The sequence below is a fragment of the uncultured Streptococcus sp. genome (assembly GCF_963456385.1).
In the GTDB taxonomy this organism is placed as follows: Bacteria; Bacillota; Bacilli; order Lactobacillales; family Streptococcaceae; genus Streptococcus.
In genome coordinates, this window is record NZ_CAUOLF010000014.1 from 1 (window position 1) to 21,304 (window position 21,304).

At 43.1% G+C, this 21,304-nt stretch carries 21 protein-coding genes; 17 read left to right on the plus strand and 4 right to left on the minus strand.

The features are described 5' to 3' along the window. The 6 genes from RP262_RS06835 to RP262_RS06860 form a co-directional block, all read left to right on the plus strand. Positions 1–1,197: ABC-F family ATP-binding cassette domain-containing protein (locus tag RP262_RS06835; protein WP_311154673.1), on the plus strand; the 1,197-nt coding region annotated here is incomplete at its 5' end. A 164-nt stretch (positions 1,198–1,361) separates the two neighbouring features. After that, complete coding sequence (locus RP262_RS06840; protein WP_311154674.1) at positions 1,362–3,407, plus strand: Sgo0707 family adhesin; 2,046 nt, start codon at positions 1,362–1,364, stop codon at positions 3,405–3,407. A gap of 89 nt (positions 3,408–3,496) precedes the next feature. Further along, positions 3,497–4,957: a SpaA isopeptide-forming pilin-related protein gene (locus RP262_RS06845; RefSeq protein ID WP_311154675.1), complete on the plus strand. Its 1,461-nt coding sequence runs from the start codon at positions 3,497–3,499 to the stop codon at positions 4,955–4,957. A 57-nt stretch (positions 4,958–5,014) separates the two neighbouring features. Further along, entirely contained in the window at positions 5,015–6,481 is a 1,467-nt protein-coding gene (locus RP262_RS06850) for an isopeptide-forming domain-containing fimbrial protein (RefSeq protein WP_311154676.1), read from the plus strand. Between the two features lie 60 nt (positions 6,482–6,541). Then, positions 6,542–7,984, plus strand: coding sequence for an isopeptide-forming domain-containing fimbrial protein (locus RP262_RS06855; RefSeq protein WP_311154677.1), 1,443 nt, complete (start codon positions 6,542–6,544; stop codon positions 7,982–7,984). Between the two features lie 72 nt (positions 7,985–8,056). Continuing rightward, positions 8,057–8,944, plus strand: coding sequence for a class C sortase (locus tag RP262_RS06860; protein WP_311154678.1), 888 nt, complete (start codon positions 8,057–8,059; stop codon positions 8,942–8,944). A gap of 172 nt (positions 8,945–9,116) precedes the next feature. Here RP262_RS06860 and RP262_RS06865 read toward each other — a convergent pair whose 3' ends face one another. The 3 genes from RP262_RS06865 to RP262_RS06875 are packed head-to-tail and all read right to left on the minus strand — an operon-like array spanning position 9,117 to position 10,681. Next, on the minus strand, positions 9,117–9,353 hold the full coding sequence (locus tag RP262_RS06865) for a zinc-ribbon domain-containing protein (RefSeq protein WP_311154679.1): 237 nt from the start codon (positions 9,351–9,353) through the stop codon (positions 9,117–9,119). Between the two features lie 35 nt (positions 9,354–9,388). Continuing rightward, complete coding sequence (locus RP262_RS06870) at positions 9,389–10,207, minus strand: peptidylprolyl isomerase (RefSeq protein WP_311154680.1); 819 nt, start codon at positions 10,205–10,207, stop codon at positions 9,389–9,391. Between the two features lie 54 nt (positions 10,208–10,261). After that, positions 10,262–10,681, minus strand: coding sequence for an NUDIX domain-containing protein (locus RP262_RS06875; protein ID WP_311154681.1), 420 nt, complete (start codon positions 10,679–10,681; stop codon positions 10,262–10,264). Between the two features lie 227 nt (positions 10,682–10,908). Here RP262_RS06875 and RP262_RS06880 point away from each other — a divergent pair, with 227 nt between their 5' ends. The 3 genes from RP262_RS06880 (at position 10,909) to RP262_RS06890 (ending at position 14,017) form a co-directional block, all read left to right on the plus strand. Next, positions 10,909–11,091 (plus strand): PspC domain-containing protein, encoded by a 183-nt coding sequence (locus tag RP262_RS06880; protein WP_002897145.1) that lies wholly within the window; start codon positions 10,909–10,911, stop codon positions 11,089–11,091. A 130-nt stretch (positions 11,092–11,221) separates the two neighbouring features. Next, positions 11,222–13,522, plus strand: coding sequence for a DNA translocase FtsK (locus RP262_RS06885; RefSeq protein WP_311154682.1), 2,301 nt, complete (start codon positions 11,222–11,224; stop codon positions 13,520–13,522). Positions 13,523–13,630: 108 nt separating this feature from the next. Next, entirely contained in the window at positions 13,631–14,017 is a 387-nt protein-coding gene (locus tag RP262_RS06890) for a VOC family protein (protein WP_311154683.1), read from the plus strand. Between the two features lie 113 nt (positions 14,018–14,130). Here RP262_RS06890 and RP262_RS06895 read toward each other — a convergent pair whose 3' ends face one another. Further along, positions 14,131–14,478: a DUF3397 domain-containing protein gene (locus RP262_RS06895; RefSeq protein WP_002897148.1), complete on the minus strand. Its 348-nt coding sequence runs from the start codon at positions 14,476–14,478 to the stop codon at positions 14,131–14,133. Positions 14,479–14,629: 151 nt separating this feature from the next. On the opposite strand from RP262_RS06895, the gene rplK reads away from it, so the two are divergent. From rplK to RP262_RS06935, 8 genes are all read left to right on the plus strand, one after another. After that, complete coding sequence (gene rplK, locus RP262_RS06900) at positions 14,630–15,055, plus strand: 50S ribosomal protein L11 (RefSeq protein WP_002894851.1); 426 nt, start codon at positions 14,630–14,632, stop codon at positions 15,053–15,055. 101 nt (positions 15,056–15,156) lie between these two features. Next, entirely contained in the window at positions 15,157–15,846 is a 690-nt protein-coding gene (gene rplA / locus RP262_RS06905) for a 50S ribosomal protein L1 (protein ID WP_002894855.1), read from the plus strand. A gap of 129 nt (positions 15,847–15,975) precedes the next feature. After that, the gene (locus tag RP262_RS06910) at positions 15,976–17,424 is read left to right on the plus strand and encodes an amino acid permease (protein WP_311154684.1); all 1,449 of its coding nucleotides are present in this window, start codon (positions 15,976–15,978) and stop codon (positions 17,422–17,424) included. Positions 17,425–17,618: 194 nt separating this feature from the next. Beyond that, the gene (gene pyrH, locus RP262_RS06915; RefSeq protein ID WP_002894857.1) at positions 17,619–18,344 is read left to right on the plus strand and encodes a UMP kinase; all 726 of its coding nucleotides are present in this window, start codon (positions 17,619–17,621) and stop codon (positions 18,342–18,344) included. Positions 18,345–18,363: 19 nt separating this feature from the next. Next, a complete protein-coding gene (gene frr / locus RP262_RS06920; protein WP_002894858.1) occupies positions 18,364–18,921 on the plus strand; it encodes a ribosome recycling factor in 558 nt (185 codons plus the stop codon). Positions 18,922–19,025: 104 nt separating this feature from the next. After that, positions 19,026–19,880, plus strand: a complete 855-nt coding sequence (gene cvfB, locus RP262_RS06925) for an RNA-binding virulence regulatory protein CvfB (protein ID WP_311154685.1) — start codon at positions 19,026–19,028, stop codon at positions 19,878–19,880. A gap of 68 nt (positions 19,881–19,948) precedes the next feature. Continuing rightward, positions 19,949–20,164: a YozE family protein gene (locus tag RP262_RS06930; RefSeq protein ID WP_002894860.1), complete on the plus strand. Its 216-nt coding sequence runs from the start codon at positions 19,949–19,951 to the stop codon at positions 20,162–20,164. Between the two features lie 89 nt (positions 20,165–20,253). Next, on the plus strand, positions 20,254–21,243 hold the full coding sequence (locus RP262_RS06935) for a PhoH family protein (RefSeq protein WP_311154686.1): 990 nt from the start codon (positions 20,254–20,256) through the stop codon (positions 21,241–21,243). The last annotated feature ends 61 nt before the right edge of the window (positions 21,244–21,304 follow it).

A 21,304-nucleotide genomic window follows, 5' to 3' on the forward strand; every position in this document is an offset into this window, starting at 1 on the left:
GATGCCCTGATGGAAGAAGTGGGCGAGCTGCAGGACCGCTTGGAGAGCCGAGATTTCTATACCCTAGATGCCAAGATTGACGAGGTCGCACGGGCTCTAGGTGTCATGGACTACGGGATGGAAAGCGATGTAACGGAGCTATCTGGTGGGCAACGGACTAAGGTTCTCTTAGCCAAGCTGCTTCTGGAAAAACCGGATATCTTGCTCTTGGACGAGCCAACCAACTATCTGGATGCGGAGCACATTGACTGGCTCAAGCGTTATCTACAGAACTATGAAAATGCCTTTGTTCTGATCTCGCATGATATTCCTTTCCTGAATGACGTCATTAATATCGTCTATCATGTGGAAAATCAGCACTTGACTCGTTATTCTGGTGATTATTACCAGTTCTTAGAGGTCTATGAGATGAAAAAATCTCAGCTAGAAGCAGCCTACGAGCGGCAGCAGAAAGAAATTGCGGACCTCAAAGACTTTGTAGCTCGTAATAAAGCCCGCGTAGCGACCCGTAATATGGCCATGTCCCGCCAAAAAAAGCTGGATAAGATGGACATTATTGAGCTGCAGAGTGAGAAGCCAAAGCCTACCTTTGACTTCAAGCCTGCCCGCACACCTGGCCGTTTTATCTTCCAAGCCAAAGATTTGCAGATTGGTTACGACCGACCGCTGACCCAGCCCCTTAACCTGACCTTTGAACGCAATCAGAAGGTGGCTATCATCGGGGCAAACGGAATTGGGAAAACAACCCTGCTCAAGAGCTTGCTAGGGATTATCCCGCCTATCGCAGGTCAAGTCGAGCGCGGGGACTATCTGGAGCTGGGTTATTTCGAGCAGGAAGTCGAAGGCGGCAATCGTCAGACACCGCTGGAAGCAGTCTGGAACGCCTTTCCGGTTCTTAACCAAGCAGAAGTCCGAGCAGCTCTGGCCAGATGTGGCCTGACTTCCAAACATATCGAGAGCCAGATTCAAGTCCTTTCAGGTGGAGAGCAGGCCAAGGTCCGCCTTTGCCTCCTCATGAACCGAGAAAATAATGTTCTGGTGCTGGACGAGCCGACCAACCACCTGGATGTCGATGCCAAGGAGGAACTCAAACGGGCGCTGAAAGAATACAAGGGCAGTATCCTCATGGTCTGTCACGAGCCTGATTTCTATGAAGGCTGGATGGACCAGATCTGGGATTTTAACCAGTTGACTTAAGAGCATTGTTTTTAATCAAATTGTAAGTTAATATTCAAGAAAAATTTCAAGTCTAAAAGGTGCTCAATTTCATTTAGACACCTTGACAAATATGTAAAGAACTGCTAGTATATCCATAAGCAGTTTTTTTTGAAGACTAAACGGAAATTATTATGAAATACCTTATGAAAAAATATGTTAAGTCATTTCTATTTGGGTTGACTTTTATTTTTGTGCTCTCTTCTTCAGCAGTATATGCTGTTACGGAGCTTACTGAAAACACGAATCTATCAACGCTTGATATTTATCAGTTTACCTTGACTCAGGATAATATGGAGGTCCTAAGTCAAGGCGCCTCGGTCGAAAGGGATTTTATCCCAGCTAATGGAAACTGGAAAGAAAGTACGGTCTTCTCGTTAAGAGTAGATAAAAACCAAACTCAGCAAACCTTTAATAGCCCCATTCAATTGCGGTTTAACAATGCAGGTATTGTTAATGGCAAGGCTGTTGATGTTTATGTGACCTTCCATAGTATAGATACTCATCTGGTTCAGAGAAATGCAGACTACCAGGATCCAAATAAGACGCTTGTCCCCTTTCTGACAGTGGATGAAAACTGGGGAAGCAAATCCATCCAGATTATGGACTATATTTGGCCACCGCATCCAACTCTTACTCATGATATGCATGGAGGCTTTGCTCTGGATACGGATGTCACTGCAGAATTGAGATATCAGGACGGAACGCCCACAGATCTAAAGATGGTCATGTTGCCGTCTGATATTGATGTGGTCTATAATGCACTCGGTCGAGAAGAAAATTTTTCAATATATGATAAAGATATAGCATTAAATAAAATCGTAAAAAACACTTCCTATGCCCTTAATGAAACTCTAGTAGACAATAAAACGACATGGCACCCTACAAGGAGTACGCAGGGAGATAGTGATGAACACAATGTTTCAGGATTTGCGGTTCGTTCTGAAACTAACGCCGTTCGATTTGAATTTACAACGACGGCAGGTAGTGGCGGTTTGTTTGGCTTTTATACAGAGGCTCCAAAGGCACCAGTGAAGCAGGCTTCAAAGGATAAGCTTCCTGCCCTTGCTGGAGAATCTCTCAATTATACAGCCAAATTTCCTATGCCAACCCCTGGTAAGGACGTCATTGGTTCTCTATCTTCAATGCAGATGGTTGAAACTTTGGACAATCGTTTGGATTTTCAGAGCTTGACCCTTCAATTGGACGGTCGGACGTTGACCCAAGGTGCTGACTATACACTGGCCAGAGATGGACAAAAGGTAACGGTGGCAATCAATGCCAAGCACCTGACCAGTAGCAATGCTGGGAAAGAATTTACTATTATATACAAGACAAAAACAAACGATAACATTTTACAAAATAGAGCGCCTATTGAAAATAGGGTCACACAAGAAATTGATAATATCCCTGTTTCATCAGAAATCGTTACAACTAATGTGCACTACAAGAAAAGTTACCAATTTGAAAGTGGAACTCAGGATAAATCTCTTCCTCAAAAAGTTTTGAATCTGCTACCGCAAGATCAACATGACCTAGAAAATGGTTCGACGGTTACACCGGATTCCCCCAAAGGGAATAAAAGACTAGTCAGTATTTCAGAAGGAAATTGGGTTTTCCAAAACTATGATAAAGAATCTGACACGATTCAAAATCAAGATGTACTTTTCACTGGAATATGGAATTTTCAAGAATACGAAAAGCCAAGAAAAGAAGTCTTCAATAAAAATAATGAAAATATTGATAACCAAGAAGTCAAGGCCAATGACGTTCTAACCTATAAAATTATCTACAAGAATACCAGCGATAGGGAGTTGGATGTCACCATTACAGATGAACTACCTGAACATACGGACTATGTCAATGGTTCAACTGTATATGATGACTTTGCTAATAGGAGATTAACTTGGAGAAGAAGGCTGGCACCAGAGGAGACAGTAGAAGTGTCCTTTAAAGTCCGAGTGGATCAGGATGTAGATGGGCACATTCTTCAAAGCCCAGCTAGGGTATCAACTGACCTCTTCTCTTTAGAAACAAATAGGACGAGCAATCCGACACCTATAAAAAAATATGTCCTTCCAGAAACAGGTGGGAATGGAACCCTCTTATACCTCTGGGGTGGCTCTGTCATCACATTGGGATCAGCAATTTGGCTGATTGTCCGAAATAAACGATATAGGAAATTTCAATAAAGAAAAAGATAGGAAATCACGAAAGCTTTGAAGAGGAATGGGATACCTCGAAGATCAAGTTTGAGTGAAGAAATAATTAGGAGGTTATTATGAAAAAGATAAAACAGCTGGTTATGGCAGTCTTGGTCTTTGTCTTGACCTTTGCCGACCTACCGGTCGTATCCGCAGACACGACCTATACCATTCAGCTGACTGGGACATCAACAGGACATACTTACGAAGCTCATCCAATTTTTCTTGGAGACCTCGATCCTGCCACGAATACTCTTACCAATATCAGATGGGCTCCGGGGATTTGGGATTCAGGTAAAAAAAGATTTGGAGACGCGGCCGACAAAGCAGCCTCTTTAAGTACCAAAGGGGATGATTCGCAAGAAGCAAAAGAGTTTGCTCAGGAAATTTCCAAGTACCTATCTGGTGGTGGACGAAAAACAGTATCGGGACAAAATGGAACAACGACCATTTCTGGCTTGGCTCCAGGCTACTATTTGATTAAGGAAGTAAATAATACCTTATACAAAAAAAATGAGACATACACTCGTTTTATGCTACAGGTGGCAAGAGATACGACAGTAGCAATCAAGTCTGATGTTCCTAGTCTTACTAAGGTCACCAAGTCAAGTACGACGGGAGAGGAAACGACTATAACGGATTATTCCATCGGTGACATGGTTCCATTCCAACTGACGGCAACACTTCCAAGGAACTTGGATGATTATTCTGAGTATGAGCTATCTTTTAATGATAGTTTAATGCCTGGTTTGACTTATAATAATGATGTGCAAGTTTATCTAAAACGCGGTGATGAAGAAAGCTTGATAACTGACCATTTTAATATTTCTGTAGAATCGTCTCGTAATCTAACCATAGCAACTAGTAATTTGAGACAGGTGCCAAATGTAGATGCTTCTAGTAAGATTGTGGTTCGCTACACTGCTCAACTGAATCAATATGCAACAACACATGCCAGTGCCAATACTAATATGAATGTGGCTAGTCTAAGCTTTTCTAATAACCCTAATACGGCTTTGGCAAAATCAATCGGGACAACACCCCAAAGCAAAGTTCAGATCCATACCTACCAACTTAATGTCTATAAGGTGGATGAAAGAGGAGGAGCTCTTCCAGGAGCAGAGTTTACTCTTTATAAAAAAGTAAACGATCAGTATGTAAAGGTTGGATCTACACAAGAATACAAAAGAAGTAATTTCTCGGGATTTAAAGGACTGGGATCTGGGGATTATAAACTAGTAGAAACAATCACTCCAAAAGGCTACAACGCCATGAAGGATATTGAGTTTAGGCTACGAGCAACCTACGATCCGACATTGCCAATTACCCGAACCGCTATTCAAGCAACTTCAGATAGAGCAACTTTTACTTATGAATTGACAAATGGAATTTTTACTACGAAAATTGTCAATAAAAAAGGAGCTCTTCTGCCAAACACTGGTGGAATCGGAATGACTATCCTTTACCTGAGCGGTACAGGGCTTGTGCTAGGTGCAGGAATCTTATGGATGTTAAAGAAAAGAGTGAATAAAAAATAGGATAAAATCAGAAGAACTGAACGGGAAATCAGTCTCTTCCTCAATTAGGAGATTATGATGAAAAAAATAAAACAACTAGTCATGGCGGTCTTAGCCTTTGTCTTGACTTTTTCCGGCCTACCGGTCGTATCGGCTGATACAACGACCTACACCATCCAACTGACTGGAACGACAGCTGGTCACACTTACGATATTTATCAGATTTTTTCAGGGACTTTAGATGCTAGCAACACCTTAACCAATATCGAGTGGGGCTCGGCAGTTAATCAGGCGAATATTGAATTCTACATGGGGACAGCAAGTGCGAAAGCTGCCAGCCTCAGTGGTAAAGCTAATGACTCTGAAGAAGCAAAGACTTTTTCAAAAGACATCATCCAATACTTAACGTACGGACCTACTAAGGTAGTTTCTAGTGAAGACGGAACAACAACTATTTCTGGCTTAGAGCCGGGTTACTACTTGATTAGAGATAGATATAATTCATTGGCAGGTAAAGAAGGAGAAAGCTATACTCGTTTTATGTTACTAGTTTCAAAGGATACTAATGTAGTCATAAAATCAAGTTCTCCAACCATTACTAAAAAGGTGAAGGCAAGTGACTCCAATACATACTCTTCAGCGACTGACTATGCCATTGGCGACAAGGTTTACTTTGAGCTAACAGCAACTCTGCCGAGCAACTATGCTGACTATTCTTCCTATCAATTGGTCGTCGATGATATCATGGCGCCAGGGTTGACTTATAATTACGATGCTCAGATTATTCTAAAAAACGGCAATGAAGAGACAGATGTTACAAGTAAGTTTCAATCTGGTCTCAATTATGAAGGTGATGGCACTAAACTGACTATTGCTCATTACTATCTAGATCGATTAAGCGATGTGACAATAACAGCTTCTAGTAAGTTTATCATTCGTTACAGTGTGACGCTGGGAGATAAGGCTATCACTGGGGTAGCTGGTAATGAAAACAAAGTGAATTTGACTTATTTAAACGAGCCAAACGAAAAAAATTCTAATTCTACAGCAAAAACACCTGATAGTAAAGCCAAGGTTTACACCTACCAGCTGAAAGTGAATAAGGTAAAGGAAAATCAACAAGCTTTAGCTGGCGCAGGATTTACTCTTTATAAGAAGGTCAATAAACAATACACTGAAATCAAGAAGTTTGAAGCTAGCTCTGAGACCACTTTTGATTTTAAGGGGCTTGATTCTGGTGACTACAAGCTGGTTGAAAGTACAGTTCCTGCAGGATACAATGCTATGAAAGATATCGAGTTTACTATTTCAGGAACAATCGACTCCACAGGAGCCTTGACAAACCTGACAGCAACTTCAGCAAACGCGACATTTGAGACCGATGTCAATACGGGTATTATTACCCTGAAAGTGGTCAATAAGCAAGGAGCCCTTCTGCCAAACACAGGTGGAATCGGAACAACCATTCTCTACCTAGTCGGCACAAGTCTTGTGTTTGGAGCAGGCGTGCTCTTTGTAGTCAAAAAACGTGTTTCAACAAAATAAAAGGAGAACTAGAGGAAGTGATGAACGTTTAATTCATCTCCCTCCTCAAAGGAGATTATAATGAAAAAATTAAAACAACTATTGATGACCGTCTTGGTCTTTATCCTGACTTTTGCGGGGCTACCGGTCGTATCAGCTGATACAACGACCTACACCATCCAACTGACCGGAACGACAACTGGTCACACTTATGAAGTCTATCATATTTTTTCAGGGACTTTAGATGCTAGCAACACCTTGACCAATATCGAGTGGGGACCTGGGGTTACTGGAGCAGGTAGAACTCATTTTGGAGATGCATCTGAAAAAGCAGCTTCTTTAAACGGTAAGCAAAACGACTCTGCGGAGGCTAAAGCCTTTGCCCAAGAATTGAATCAATATTTATCAGGTTCAGGTGTAACAACCGTTAAATCCCAGCAAGGTACGACAACCATTTCAGGACTAAAACCTGGTTACTATCTTATTAAGGATAGTCGGGGATCATTGGATAATAGAAGTGGTCAAGCCTATACTAGATTTATGCTGCAAGTGGCCAAGGATACAACTGTAGCCGTGAAAGCAGATGTTCCAACTCTTACAAAACAAGTTCAAGCTAATGGCTCTCAAAATTATACTGCAGCGACGGAATATAGAATTGGACAAAATATTCCTTTCCAAATTACCGCAACTCTTCCAAGCAACTATGCTGAATTTCCGCAATATGTATTTACAATCAAGGATACGATTCCTGCTGGAATGACCTATAATAATGATGCTCGAGTTTATCTAAAAGAAGGTGGAACTGAAAAAGACATTTCAACATTTTTCCCAATTTCCTATACAGGCAATGTCATTACGATAACTGCTGGTGATCTTAAAGGCAATCAAGAAGTTACAGCATCTAGTAAGATTGTCGTTCGCTACACTGCAAGTTTAAACAATTATCCTATAATGGGTGGGGTAGGAAATCCTAATATAGCTAGCCTGACCTATTCAAATGATCCAAATGGAAATAATTCTTCAACTACTGAAACTCCTGAAACCAAGGCAAATGTCTATACCTACCAGCTGACAGTGAATAAGGTCAAAGAAAACCAAGCAGCTCTTGCTGGTGCAGGATTTACTCTTTATAAGAAGGTTAATAACCAATACACTGAGATTAAAAAGTTTGAAGCTGGATCAAACAGCAGATTTGATTTTATGGGGCTGGATTCGGGTGACTACAAGCTTGTGGAAAGTACAGTTCCAGTGGGCTACAATGCTATGAAAGATGTCGAGTTTACCATTTCAGGTACAATCGACTCCACAGGAGCTTTGACAAATCTGACAGCAACTTCAGCGACCGCGACATTTGATTCTAATGTAAATACTGGTGTAATCACCCTGAAAGTGGTCAATAAGCGAGGTGCTCTTCTGCCAAACACAGGTGGAATTGGAACAACCATTCTTTACCTAATCGGAACAAGCCTAGTTCTTGGTGCTGGAGTTCTATTTATTATCAAGAAACGCGCTGACTCTAGGTAATCTTAGGGAGAAAGGAAGAGGTAGATGAAGTATACTATCTCTTTTCCTTTCTTGTGCGACTGAATAAATGTTATGAAAAAACACCTTATTAATTTTTTACTAATTTTATTTTTAGTCAGTGGGATAGGATTGTTGCTCTACCCTACTGTAAGTGAACTTTGGAACTCTTATCATCAGTCGCAAGCTATTTCAAACTATGAGAATAAAGTAGAAAAGCTTGACACGAGTAAAGCAGATGAGATGAGAGCGGCTGCAGAATTCTATAACCAAACCCTTGAAAAAGGAGTTGTCCCTAACTATCGTCTTTCAGAGGAAGAAAAAAATACTTACAATAGCCTATTAGATGTTACAGGGACTGGCATTATGGCTTATGTGGAAATTCCCACGCTAGGAACCAACCTTCCCATTTACCATGGGACGGATGATGCTATTTTGCAAGTAGCAATTGGACATATTCCAGGAAGTTCACTGCCGGTTGGTGGCCAAGGGACCCACTCAGTCATATCAGGCCACCGAGGTTTGCCTTCAGCTAAGCTGTTTACTGACATTGACAAATTAAAAAACGGCGATCGATTTATGATCCATGTCTTGGGAAAGACTATCACCTATCAAGTGGATCAGACCTTGACAGTTGAGCCTGATGATATTTCTTCCTTGAGCGTTGACCCAGAACAGGATTATTGCACACTAGTTACCTGTACCCCTTACGGAATAAATAGTCACCGCTTGTTGGTTAGAGGTCACCGAGTTCCGAATGAGGAGAAGATTTCCAAATCAAGCAAGAAGAGGACGAACGTGATTCCTTGGCTTTATATAGCTATCATCCTTCTTTTGCTGATCTTTATTTTGATTGTTCTTTACAGCAGGAGTAAGAAAAAAAGAGCTGAGCTACGACGTAAAACAGGTTTGCGCTCAGCTGTTTATCGCAAACGGAACAAAAAGGGACGCCATGCTAAATGAGTAATCGTGATTGGTGAAGGAATTTGAAAGATGATTAGGAAAGAGAAATTTTTTTATCAAAGAAAGGGAAGCTCATTCTTGAAGATAGCTTAAGGATGAGACACCTATTCTTGATATTTTACTCCTACAAAAAATCGACTGAGAGCAGATGTATCTCAGTCGATTTTTAATACTAATAATTCAAAAACTGCTCGATTTCCTGCTTCTCAATCTGTTTACCATGCTGACAGACAGGGCAGGTGAGGTAATGTTTTCTACCGTAAGGAAAGGTTGGAATCCAATAGAGTGTAAACTTTCGGCCGGTTTCAATAATGTCCCAAGGTGCGACGTTGTGGCAGTTGGCACACTCGATATTGCTTTGGGTCTGACCTGAGTTTTTCTGATAACCTTTATATCCCCAGATAATCATATTGATTTCCCTCCTTTATTGGTTGGGCAGCAAGCTTATTTGCTGAAGTCATAGTCCTTGATAATCTCGATTTTTTCAATCTTGATATCTTTTTTAGGCTTGTCATTATCGTCTGTTTCTGCGGCAGCGATTTTGTCCACCACATCCATCCCTTCCAGCACTTGGCCAAAGACGGTATAAGCTCCGCCATCTAAAGTAGGATTTCCACCGTTTTTATAGGCTTCTATGATTTTAGCTGGGAAAGAATCCGTAGACATTTGGCTGGACAGGTCTTTCTTGCTTTGGTTAATGAAGAACTGACTGCCATTGGTATCAGGGCCTGCATTGGCCATGGATAGAGCGCCACGAATATTATAAAGATATGGAGAATACTCATTTTTAAAGCCGTTTCCAGAGTCTTTAGACTTGTCTTTTCCCTTCCAGATAGACTCGCCTCCAGTGCCGTTGCCTTTAGGATCTCCGGTCTGAATCATAAATTCATTGATAACGCGGTGGAATAAAACGCCGTCATAGTAGCCTTCCTTAGCATGGGTCAGGAAGTTTTCAACGGCTAGTGGGGCTTGTTTTGGAAAGAGCTTGATGCGGATATCGCCTTCAGTCGTTACCAACTTGACTTCCGCTTCATCCTCTGCAACTTCTGTAGATAGCTGCGGGAAGTTGGCATTTTCGTTGGTCATGGCATCCTTGAATTGCTCACGGAGTTTGCTGGTTTCCTCTGGATCAGAGCTAGAGCTCACTAGAGAGGAACTGCTGGATGAGTTGGAGGAGCTAGTAGTCTCCTCTTCTTTGCCTTTACCAGAGCAGCCAGCCAAGACAAGTCCTGATAAGAGGCTGATAAGAAGAATTTTTTTCATATAAAACCTTTCTCGCATTAGATTGTAAACTACTGATATTTTACTACAATTAGGCTAGTTTTTCAAACCCTCCTGTGTCAGACAATCCAGAAGCAGATTTTTAAGTCCTGATGGCCGTATGTTTAGGCCGCAAATTGCTTCTATGTCTAACCATTCAGGTTGATAGAGATTCTGGGCATGACTGCGAAGGGCTTCCTCGCCCTGAATCATTGGGGCCGATGTATGGCTGATAGTGGCACGAAAATAGATTTCTAAGCGTTGGCCATTTCTGAAAGTAAAGGTTGGCTGCAGTTGCTTTTCAGACAAGCTCCAACCTAGCTCTTCCTGAATTTCTCGCTGAGCTGCTTGGACTGCAGTCTCACCTGACTCGGCTCCGCCGCCCGGTATCACAAAATACTCTTCTCCATTTTTCCAGCGGTGCATGAGCAGTATTTGCTTGGTTTGGGGATTGAAAAGAATGACTCCGGCTCGCATTATCTTCCTCCTGATATGTTTTTACTGTTAATTAATTAGAATTTCCTTATATTCTAACACAAGAACAAGAGTTTTGCTGGGACTTGTTAAAAGTATGGTAGAGTGAACAAATTCATCTTGATGTAATTAAATTTTATCTGAAGAGAGAGTTTAATAGCAGGCGAACTTGTGCATTGAGAGATGTTATGGTAAAATAAACAGTGTAAAAATAATAAGGAGTGTTTTCCATGGAGAAAAGACTGACAAGAGATGTCAACAACAAAAAAATCGCTGGTGTATGTGCTGGTATCGCAAACTACTTTGATTTAGATCCAACCTTGGTTCGTATTCTTTGTATTGTTTTTTGCTGTGCAGCAGGTACAGGTGTCTTGGCTTACTTGATTGCCTGGGCGGTTATGCCAGAGGCTTAATAAGAATTATGTGATAGTGAAATGAGAACTGGCTAGCCCAGTTCTTTTTGCGTGGATAAATAAGTTTTTTTGTTTCTGATCTAGATAAAAGATTTCTCATCTAAGGCTCAAATATGGTATAATAAGGGTTATGGCAACTAAGAAAAACACGAAAAAAGGCCGGACAACTCGCCGGCCGACAAAAGCAGAATTAGAAAGACAAAAAGCAATAAAGAGAATGATTGCCACCTTTGTGTTGGCTCTTATTCTTTTGTTTGCAGCGATAAAGCTGGGCGCCTTTGGGGTCACCATTTATAATATGATTCGCCTCTTGGTGGGAAGCTTAGCCTATCTGGCTATTCTGGCCAGCTTTGGCTATCTCTTTTTTTTCAAGTGGCTGCACAAGCACGAAGGGACGGTTTCAGGATTTATCAGCCTCTTTTTGGGATTGGAGTTAATTTTCCAAGCTTATTTTGTCAGTGTGTTGAAGCTAGAAGGGGCATCTGTCTTATCCACAACTCTAGGCAGGGTCTTGACTGATCTGACAGCCTTTAAGGTTAGCTCCTTCGCGGGAGGCGGCCTGCTGGGCTCTCTCTTATACGCGCCTATCTCTTTCCTTTTTTCAAATATCGGCTCCTATTTCTTCGGCCTGCTGCTCATTCTTTTGGGCGGTCTGCTTATGAGCCCTTGGTCTATCTATGATATTTCAGAAAAGGCTATGGCTGCTTTTCAAAATTGGAGAGAGAAGCAGGAAGAAAAGCGTCAGCTCCGTTTCCTGGAGCAGGAAGAGAAAGCTGCACAGGCAGCTATGCAAGCCATTGAAGTAGAGCAAGAGGAAGCTGAAGTCGATCCTGAAACAGGAGAGGTTTTAGATGACGAGGACTTGTCAAATACAGCTGTGGACTTTGACGAGGCAGACTATGAGGAAGTGGGAGAGTATGATCCTCATGAGCCTCTGGACTTTGGTCGCGAAGAAGAGATGGACGAGACAGATGTAGACGTTGAAGTGGACTTTACTGCCAAGGAAAGTCTGGACTACAAGCTGCCGACCATCAACCTCTTTGCGCCCGACAAGCCTAAGAATCAGTCCAAAGAAAAACGCATTGTCCGAGACAATATTAAAATTTTGGAAGAGACCTTTGCTAGTTTTGGGATAAAGGCTGCTGTTGAGAGGGCTGAAATCGGACCTTCCGTCACTAAGTACGAGGTCAAGCCAGCTGTTGGTGTTCGGGTCAATCGGATTTCCAATCTGGCTGATGACTTGGCTCTTGCCCTAGCTGCCAAGGATGTACGGATTGAGGCACCAATTCCTGGGAAATCCCTAGTCGGGATTGAAGTACCCAATTCTGAAGTTGCGACCGTGACTTTCCGAGAACTTTGGGAACAGTCGAAGACGGATGCCAGCAAGCTCCTAGAAATCCCACTTGGGAAGGCTGTCAACGGCTCTGTCCGCTCCTTTGACTTGGCTAAGATGCCCCATCTCTTGGTAGCAGGCTCTACTGGCTCTGGTAAATCTGTGGCTGTCAACGGCATTATCGCCAGCATTCTCATGAAGGCCAGACCGGATGAAGTCAAGTTTATGATGGTGGATCCTAAAATGGTGGAGCTGTCTGTTTATAATGACATTCCCCACTTGCTTATCCCAGTCGTAACCAATCCTCGCAAGGCCAGCCGTGCCCTCCAGAAGGTTGTAGACGAGATGGAAAACCGCTATGAACTCTTCTCCAAGGTCGGTGCCCGTAACATTGCTGGCTACAATGCTAAAGTAGCCGAGTACAATGCCCAATCAGAGTACAAGCAAGTTCCCCTGCCTTTAATCGTTGTCATCGTGGACGAGCTGGCTGACCTTATGATGGTGGCCAGCAAGGAAGTGGAAGACGCCATTATTCGGTTGGGACAAAAAGCGCGTGCGGCTGGGATTCACATGATTCTGGCTACCCAGCGACCATCTGTAGATGTTATCTCCGGTCTGATTAAGGCCAATGTACCCTCTCGGATTGCCTTTGCTGTGTCCAGCGGGACAGACAGTCGGACCATTCTGGATGAAAATGGGGCAGAAAAGCTCTTGGGTCGAGGAGACATGCTCTTTAAGCCTATTGATGAAAACCATCCGGTTCGTTTGCAGGGCTCCTTTATCTCAGATGAAGATGTGGAGCGAATTGTTGCCTTTGTCAAGAACCAAGCTGAAGCTGATTATGACGATAGCTTTGATCCTGGTGAAGTATCTGAAAGTGATTTGGATACTGGCGGGGGCGACGATGAAGGTGATCCTCTCTTTGAAGAAGCCAAGGCCTTGGTTATCGAGACTCAGAAAGCCAGCGCATCTATGATTCAACGGCGACTCTCGGTCGGCTTTAATCGGGCCACTCGTCTTATGGAAGAACTCGAAGCGGCTGGCGTTATCGGACCAGCCGAAGGAACAAAGCCAAGAAAAGTTTTGCAGACTAATTGATTCTAATTTCACTAGTCTGCCAGTAAGATAATTATTTGATAAAAACAAATCTGCCAGCAGTCAGCCAGCAGATTTTCTCTACTTATTCCAAGGAAAGGAAAAGAAGGTATGAAACTAGACACCATTCACCATATAGCTATCATCGGTCATGATTATGCCAAGTTCAGGGAGTTTTATGTGGACAAGCTAGGCTTTGAGCAGCTGGATGAGCACCACCGGCCGGACAAGCATGATATTCTCTTTAATGTCCGCAAGGGAAATCTGACTCTGGAAATTTTTATCAAGGAAGAAGCACCCAAGCGGCCAGCCTTGCCTGCTCCAGAACATACTGGTTTGCGGCATCTGGCCTTCCGAGTGACGAATGTCGAAGAAATGCTGGAGGAATTTGATCGTTTGGAGATTCCTCATACCGAGCTACGCTATGACGACTTCGACAGTCGTAAGATGGCTTTCTTCTTTGATCCGGATGGCCTGCCTTTAGAGATTCACGAATAAGACTAGGAGCATCGGAAGGCCCTTTTTTCTCGGTAAAAGAATGACTTGTAAGTCCCGCATATGAAAAACCCATCGGCTATCTAATAACCGATGGGTTTTATTGCTTTACATTGTTACAAAAAGAGTCCTATGACCATGGCTAGGTACATGAAGAAGGTCAAAAGAAATCCAGCCCGCCAGAAGAACTTGAAGAACTTTGGGTAGTAGAAGCTTCGTTTTTTCTTGAGAAAATAGATGGTAATGGCGATAGCGAGAACTGAGAGAGCTAGGGTCAGCTGGGGCAGCAAGCTATGATAGTAGGCCTTGTCTGAAATGATATAAAATTCCACAACAAAAAGCGGAAAAGCCAAGTCCGCAAAGTTTAAACCGTATTTTCTTAATTGAAAAACTCGCACAGTAATAGTGGTTAAAATCAAAGTTAAAAAGATAAATAAAATCGAAGCAATCTTTAATAGTGTCATAAGATTATTTTACCACAAAAAATTCAAAAAAGAAGATAAAATTCCTTGCATTTAACAAAGATTAGTGTATAATGGAAAGGTATGCGAAAAGCATACTTGTGGGAGGTAAAAATCTTTATTTACCGCCAAAACCACAAAGGAGGATTTAAAAATGGCTAAAAAAGTCGAAAAACTTGTAAAATTGCAAATCCCTGCTGGTAAAGCTACTCCAGCTCCACCAGTTGGTCCTGCGCTTGGTCAAGCCGGTATCAACATCATGGGATTCACTAAGGAGTTCAACGCTCGTACAGCTGATCAAGCTGGTATGATTATTCCAGTTGTTATCTCAGTATACGAAGACAAATCTTTCACTTTCGTGACTAAGACTCCGCCAGCTGCTGTTCTTTTGAAGAAAGCTGCAGGTGTTGAAAAAGGTTCAGGTGAACCAAACAAAACGAAAGTTGCAACAGTTACTCGTGCGCAAGTACAAGAAATTGCTGAAACTAAGATGCCAGATTTGAACGCTGCAAACATCGAGTCTGCAATGCGTATGATTGAAGGTACTGCTCGTTCTATGGGATTCACTGTTGTTGACTAATCAATAACGCTCGTCCCATTTGCCCGCACTACACTTGATCAGATTGACGAGTGACGTGGGAGATGAAAATCGATTGAACCACTTACAAGGAGAAAGATAAAATGGCTAAAAAAAGCAAACAACTTCGTGCTGCTCTTGAAAAAATCGACAGCACAAAAGCATACAGCGTAGAAGAAGCTGTAGCACTTGCAAAAGAAACTAACTTTGCAAAATTCGATGCAACTGTAGAAGTTGCTTACAACTTGAACATCGACGTTAAAAAAGCTGACCAACAAATCCGTGGCGCAATGGTATTGCCAAACGGAACTGGTAAAACTTCACGCGTTCTTGTTTTCGCACGTGGAGCAAAAGCTGAAGAAGCGAAAGCTGCTGGTGCAGACTTCGTTGGTGAAGATGACCTCGTTGCAAAAATCAACGACGGTTGGTTGGACTTTGACGTAGTAATCGCTACACCTGACATGATGGCACTTGTAGGTCGCCTTGGACGTGTCCTTGGACCTCGTAACTTGATGCCAAACCCTAAGACTGGTACTGTAACAATGGACGTTGCAAAAGCAGTTGAAGAGTCTAAAGGTGGTAAGATTACTTACCGTGCAGACCGTGCAGGTAACGTACAAGCTATCATTGGTAAAGTTTCATTTGAAGCTGACAAGTTGGTTGAAAACTTCAAAGCTTTCAACGACACAATCCAAAAAGCGAAACCAGCTACTGCTAAAGGTACTTACGTAACGAACTTGACTATCACTACTACACAGGGTGTTGGTATCAAGGTTGACGTAAACTCACTTTAAGAATTAAATTGAACTGCCTCCGGGTAGTTCTTTTTTTGAAATAAAAATGATGATAGCGGTTACAATTGCAAAGAAACATGTTATAATATTATGGAATCAATTTATTTTATAACAAAAGGAGACGGTGTCATGAAAAAAGATCAGAACCAGCTAACCTGGCTGATGGTATCTCTGATTGCTTTTAATATGGTCTGGGGTCTGGGCAATGTGGTTAATAACTACTCCCAGCAGGGTATTTCGGTAATTGTTTCTTGGATTCTTATCCTAGCTATTTACTTTATTCCTTATGCCCTCATCGTGGGGCAGCTAGGATCGACTTTCAAGGAGAGTGGAGGCGGTGTCAGTGACTGGGTGGAGAAAACCTCTACCAAGCGGCTGGCTTATTTTGCGGCCTGGACTTACTGGGTGGTGCATATTCCCTATCTGGCTCAGAAGCCGCAGGGAGTTTTGATTCCGCTGGGCTGGGCTCTTCAGGGGAATGGCGACTTTTTGAGCAGTCTTGATATTCACTGGATTGTTATTCTTAGCTTACTGATTTTCGGTGCCTTTCTCTACTTGTCAACCAAGGGACTGTCCACGCTCAAGGTGATTGGGGGCTTGGCAGGAAGTGCCATGCTCATTATGTCTTTCCTCTTCGTTCTATTAGCGGTCGGGGCGCCTTTTATCAAACCTGATATGCAGTTTGCGACGGCCAATATGGATAAGCTCAGCACATATATTCCTAACTTTGATTTTTCTTATTTCACGACTATCTCCCTCTTGGTCTTTGCAGTCGGCGGGGCTGAGAAAATCTCGCCTTACGTTAATCAAACACGCAATCCAGCCAAGGAATTTCCAAAGGGAATGATTGTCATGGCTGTCATGGTTGGTGCATCTGCTATCCTAGGCTCTCTAGCTATGGGCATGCTTTTTGATGGCAGCAATATTCCTGAGGATCTGATGCGAAACGGCGCTTACCAAGCCTTCCAAAAGCTGGGCAATTACTGGGGTGTGGGAAATGTACTAGTAGTCATCTATGCTTTGACTAATATGGTCGGACAGATTGCTGCACTGGCTTTCTCTATTGACGCACCTCTGCAAATCATGCTCAATAATGCCGATGAAGAGTTTGTCCCAAGCTGGCTGCGCAAGCGGACATCAAAAGGAGTCCTCATTAACGGTTACATCCTGACAGGGATTTTGGTTAGCTTCTTGATTATTCTGCCAATCTTTGGAATCAAAGAAATTGACGGCCTGGTCAAGTGGATGACCAATCTCAACTCCATCGTTATGCCCATGCGGTATCTCTGGGTATTCCTGGCCTACATGATGTTGAACAAGGCTTGGAAGAAGTATAAGGATGCCGAGTACAAGTTTACTAAAAATCCAAAAGTTGGCTTTGCCATCGGAGCTTGGTGCTTCCTCTTTACAGCCTTTGCCTGCATCTTAGGGATGGTTCCGAAAGTGGACTTTGCCAAAGATCCAGCTGGCTGGCAATTCTCTCTCTTGACCAATATCCTGACGCCAATCGTCTTGATCAGTCTGGGTGTTATCCTGCCAATCTTGGCTAAGCGAGAACAGAGACAGTCTCTCAAGTAGTGAGTGGATTATGTGAAAAATGATTGAAGTTATTACTTCCCAGTCCTATCTTATGATGGGGCTGGTTTTTCTGTGAAATGAGCTTGTCTGCTCTGCTATTTTACAAAAAGGAAAAAAGAAAAATTTCAGTGATTTAACTATATAAAAATCACAAAATGTGGTAAAATAGTACAGATAAAATAAGGAGTAAAAAAATGGTAGAACCTAAGTATAAGCGTATTTTGATTAAGTTGTCAGGTGAAGCTCTTGCCGGTGAAAAAGGCGTTGGTATTGATATTCAAACCGTTCAGAAGATGGCGGAAGAAATCAAAGAAGTTCATGATTTGGGAGTTCAGATCGCTCTGGTTATCGGAGGTGGAAACCTTTGGCGGGGTGAGCCGGCAGCAGAAGCGGGCATGGATCGTGTTCAGGCCGATTATACTGGTATGTTGGGCACTGTCATGAATGCGCTGGTAATGGCGGATTCGCTCCAGCAGGTAGGTGTTGATACTCGTGTGCAGACTGCGATTGCTATGCAGCAGGTAGCTGAACCTTACATCCGAGGTCGGGCCCTTCGTCATCTGGAAAAAGGCCGTATCGTCATTTTCGGTGCAGGTATTGGTTCTCCTTATTTTTCAACCGATACAACCGCTGCCTTGCGATCAGCTGAGATTGAAGCAGATGCGATTCTCATGGCTAAAAATGGCGTGGACGGTGTATATAATGCCGATCCTAAGAAAGACAAGACCGCCGTTAAGTTTGATGAGCTGACTCACCGAGATGTCATCAGCAAGGGACTGCGGATTATGGACTCAACGGCTTCGACCTTGTCTATGGACAATGACATTGACTTGGTTGTCTTTAACATGAATGAGCCGGGCAATATCAAACGCGTTGTTATCGGTGAGCAAATCGGAACAACAGTATCAAATAATTTATAAGAACGGAGATTAGAAACTCATGGCAAATGCAATTGTAGAAAAAGCAAAAGAAAGAATGACCCACTCGCACCAAAGTCTGGCTCGTGAATTTGGCAGCATTCGTGCAGGCCGCGCCAATGCCAGCCTTTTGGACCGCATCCATGTGGAGTACTATGGAGTAGAAACTCCGCTCAACCAAATCGCCTCTATTACGATTCCAGAAGCGCGTGTTCTTTTGGTGACCCCTTTTGACAAGTCTTCTATCAAGGACATTGAGCGTGCGCTTAATGCTTCTGACCTCGGAATTACGCCAGCTAGCGATGGCTCTGTGATTCGTCTGGTCATTCCAGCTCTGACAGAGGAAACCCGTCGTGACTTAGCTAAAGAAGTGAAAAAGGTTGGTGAAAATGCTAAAGTTGCCATCCGTAACATTCGCCGCGATGCTATGGACGAAGCTAAGAAGCAGGAAAAAGCCAAAGAAATCACTGAAGATGAATTGAAGACCTTGGAAAAGGATATTCAAAAAGTAACGGACGATGCTGTCAAACATATTGATGAAATGACAGCAAACAAAGAAAAAGAACTTTTAGAAGTTTAACATTTTTATCAGAATCAAAACTCAGTTGGCTTTGGCTGACTGAGTTGTTTTAACATCAAAAATCCTTGCCCGGTTTGAAGAAGCAAGGTAGAAAATAGGTCTATATGAATACAAATCTTGCTAGCTTCATCGTGGGTATCATCACGGATGAAAATGATCGCTTTTACTTTGTTCAAAAGGATGGTCAGGTTTACGCTCTTTCTAAGGAAGAGGGGGCGCATGAGCTGGGTCAGTCTGTCAAAGGCTTTGCCTACAGCGATATGAAGCAGAAGCTTCGTTTGACAACTCTCGAAGTTACAGCAACCCAAGAGCAGTTTGGTTGGGGAACAGTAACGGAGGTTCGCAAGGATCTAGGCGTCTTTGTCGATACCGGTCTGCCTGATAAGCAAATCGTCGTGTCACTTGACATCTTGCCAGAAATCAAGGAACTCTGGCCTAAGAAGGGTGATCGCCTTTATATCCGTCTAGATGTGGACAAGAAAGACCGCATCTGGGGCCAACTGGCTTATCAGGAGGATTTCCAGCGTCTGGCCCGTCCAGCCTACAATAACATGCAAAATCAAAACTGGCCAGCCATCGTTTATCGGCTCAAGCTTTCTGGTACCTTTGTCTACCTGCCGGAGAATAATATGCTGGGCTTTATTCATCCGAGTGAGCGCTATTCAGAGCCTCGTCTCGGTCAGGTCTTGGATGCACGGGTGATTGGCTTCCGTGAAGTAGACCGCACTCTTAACCTCTCTCTTAAGCCTCGTTCCTTTGAAATGCTGGAAAATGATGCCCAAATGATTCTGACCTACCTGGAGAGCAATGGCGGCTTTATGACTTTGAACGACAAGTCTTCACCAGACGACATCAAGGCTACCTTTGGTATTTCCAAAGGCCAGTTTAAAAAAGCTCTGGGTGGGCTGATGAAAGCTGGTAAAATCAAGCAGGACCCGACTGGAACGGAGTTGGTGTGAGGATAGAGAGTCTCGTATCTAGAGTATATGCCTGGAAGGATACGAACTTAAAGAAATGAAAGGAACCTATGAGAAAATCTTTTTACAGCTGGCTGATGACAGAGCGTAATCCTAAGAGCAAGGAGCCCAAGGCTATTTTGGCGGACTTGGCTTTTCAGGATACGGCCTTTCCCAAGCATACGGATGATTTTGATGAGGTCAGTCGTTTTCTGGAGGAGCACGCAAATTTTTCCTTTAACTTGGGCGAGTTCGATGCTATTTGGGAAGAGTATCAGGCCCATTAAGTGGATAGTGGCTAGGGATAGTCATTTTCTGCTCGCTTTGATATAATAAAGATAATTCATTCAAAAAATAAAATAGAGAGGTTCTTTGTTTGCAGGAACATTCAGTAGAATTGAAACTAGGCCATCCAGATGATGCCTTTCATCTCTTTGGCTCTAATGAACGCCATCTGCGCCTAATGGAGCAGGAATTGCAGGTAACTATCCATGCCCGAACCGAGATTGTGCAGATTTTGGGGACGGAGGCTGCCTGCGAGGAGACTCGACAGGTCATTCAGGCTCTCTTGGTCTTGGTCAATCGTGGCATGACAATTGGCACACCCGATGTTGTGACAGCCATTACCATGGTCAAAAATGATGAAATTGATAAGTTTGTAGCTCTTTACGAAGAAGAGATTATCAAGGACAGCTATGGCAAGCCGATTCGGGTCAAGACACTTGGTCAGAAAATCTATGTAGACAGCGTTAAAAATCATGATATCGTCTTTGGGATCGGGCCGGCTGGAACAGGGAAGACCTTTCTGGCGGTGACCTTGGCGGTGACAGCTCTCAAGCGTGGGCAGGTCAAGCGAATTATCCTGACACGTCCAGCAGTAGAAGCTGGTGAGAGTCTGGGCTTTCTGCCTGGTGACCTTAAGGAAAAGGTGGATCCATATCTGCGACCGGTCTATGATGCCCTGTATCAGATTTTGGGCAAGGATCAGACGACACGCCTTATGGAGCGAGAAATCATTGAGATTGCACCCCTAGCCTATATGCGGGGGCGGACGTTGGATGATGCCTTTGTGATTCTGGACGAGGCACAAAATACGACCATCATGCAGATGAAGATGTTTCTGACACGGCTGGGCTTCCAGTCCAAGATGATTGTCAATGGAGACATCAGCCAGATTGACCTGCCTCGCAATGTTAAATCAGGACTCATTGACGCTCAGGAGAAATTGAAGAATATCTCTCAGATTGACTTTGTGCATTTCTCAGCTAAGGATGTCGTTCGTCATCCAGTGGTGGCGGAGATTATCCGGGCTTATGAACCAACTTCTGTTAAAGCTAGTGAATTAGATGTAGAAGAAACAGAATAGCATACGAAAAGAGCAGATTTATTTCTGCTCTTTTTTTGTGAGATTGATTTGAAAAGTCGAA

What these genes read in the sequence shown, in the direction of transcription:
- RP262_RS06880 (WP_002897145.1), top strand. Translation starts at nt 10,909, where the DNA reads ATGGAGAAAAGACTGACAAGAGATGTCAACAACAAAAAAATCGCTGGT.
- RP262_RS06890 (WP_311154683.1), top strand. Translation starts at nt 13,631, where the DNA reads ATGAAACTAGACACCATTCACCATATAGCTATCATCGGTCATGATTAT.
- RP262_RS06895 (WP_002897148.1), bottom strand. Translation starts at nt 14,478, where the DNA reads ATGACACTATTAAAGATTGCTTCGATTTTATTTATCTTTTTAACTTTG.
- RP262_RS06885 (WP_311154682.1), top strand. Translation starts at nt 11,222, where the DNA reads ATGGCAACTAAGAAAAACACGAAAAAAGGCCGGACAACTCGCCGGCCG.
- RP262_RS06860 (WP_311154678.1), top strand. Translation starts at nt 8,057, where the DNA reads ATGAAAAAACACCTTATTAATTTTTTACTAATTTTATTTTTAGTCAGT.
- RP262_RS06845 (WP_311154675.1), top strand. Translation starts at nt 3,497, where the DNA reads ATGAAAAAGATAAAACAGCTGGTTATGGCAGTCTTGGTCTTTGTCTTG.
- RP262_RS06910 (WP_311154684.1), top strand. Translation starts at nt 15,976, where the DNA reads ATGAAAAAAGATCAGAACCAGCTAACCTGGCTGATGGTATCTCTGATT.
- pyrH (WP_002894857.1), top strand. Translation starts at nt 17,619, where the DNA reads ATGGTAGAACCTAAGTATAAGCGTATTTTGATTAAGTTGTCAGGTGAA.
- RP262_RS06840 (WP_311154674.1), top strand. Translation starts at nt 1,362, where the DNA reads ATGAAAAAATATGTTAAGTCATTTCTATTTGGGTTGACTTTTATTTTT.
- RP262_RS06930 (WP_002894860.1), top strand. Translation starts at nt 19,949, where the DNA reads ATGAGAAAATCTTTTTACAGCTGGCTGATGACAGAGCGTAATCCTAAG.
- rplA (WP_002894855.1), top strand. Translation starts at nt 15,157, where the DNA reads ATGGCTAAAAAAAGCAAACAACTTCGTGCTGCTCTTGAAAAAATCGAC.
- RP262_RS06870 (WP_311154680.1), bottom strand. Translation starts at nt 10,207, where the DNA reads ATGAAAAAAATTCTTCTTATCAGCCTCTTATCAGGACTTGTCTTGGCT.
- RP262_RS06865 (WP_311154679.1), bottom strand. Translation starts at nt 9,353, where the DNA reads ATGATTATCTGGGGATATAAAGGTTATCAGAAAAACTCAGGTCAGACC.
- RP262_RS06850 (WP_311154676.1), top strand. Translation starts at nt 5,015, where the DNA reads ATGAAAAAAATAAAACAACTAGTCATGGCGGTCTTAGCCTTTGTCTTG.
- RP262_RS06855 (WP_311154677.1), top strand. Translation starts at nt 6,542, where the DNA reads ATGAAAAAATTAAAACAACTATTGATGACCGTCTTGGTCTTTATCCTG.
- rplK (WP_002894851.1), top strand. Translation starts at nt 14,630, where the DNA reads ATGGCTAAAAAAGTCGAAAAACTTGTAAAATTGCAAATCCCTGCTGGT.
- frr (WP_002894858.1), top strand. Translation starts at nt 18,364, where the DNA reads ATGGCAAATGCAATTGTAGAAAAAGCAAAAGAAAGAATGACCCACTCG.
- cvfB (WP_311154685.1), top strand. Translation starts at nt 19,026, where the DNA reads ATGAATACAAATCTTGCTAGCTTCATCGTGGGTATCATCACGGATGAA.
- RP262_RS06875 (WP_311154681.1), bottom strand. Translation starts at nt 10,681, where the DNA reads ATGCGAGCCGGAGTCATTCTTTTCAATCCCCAAACCAAGCAAATACTG.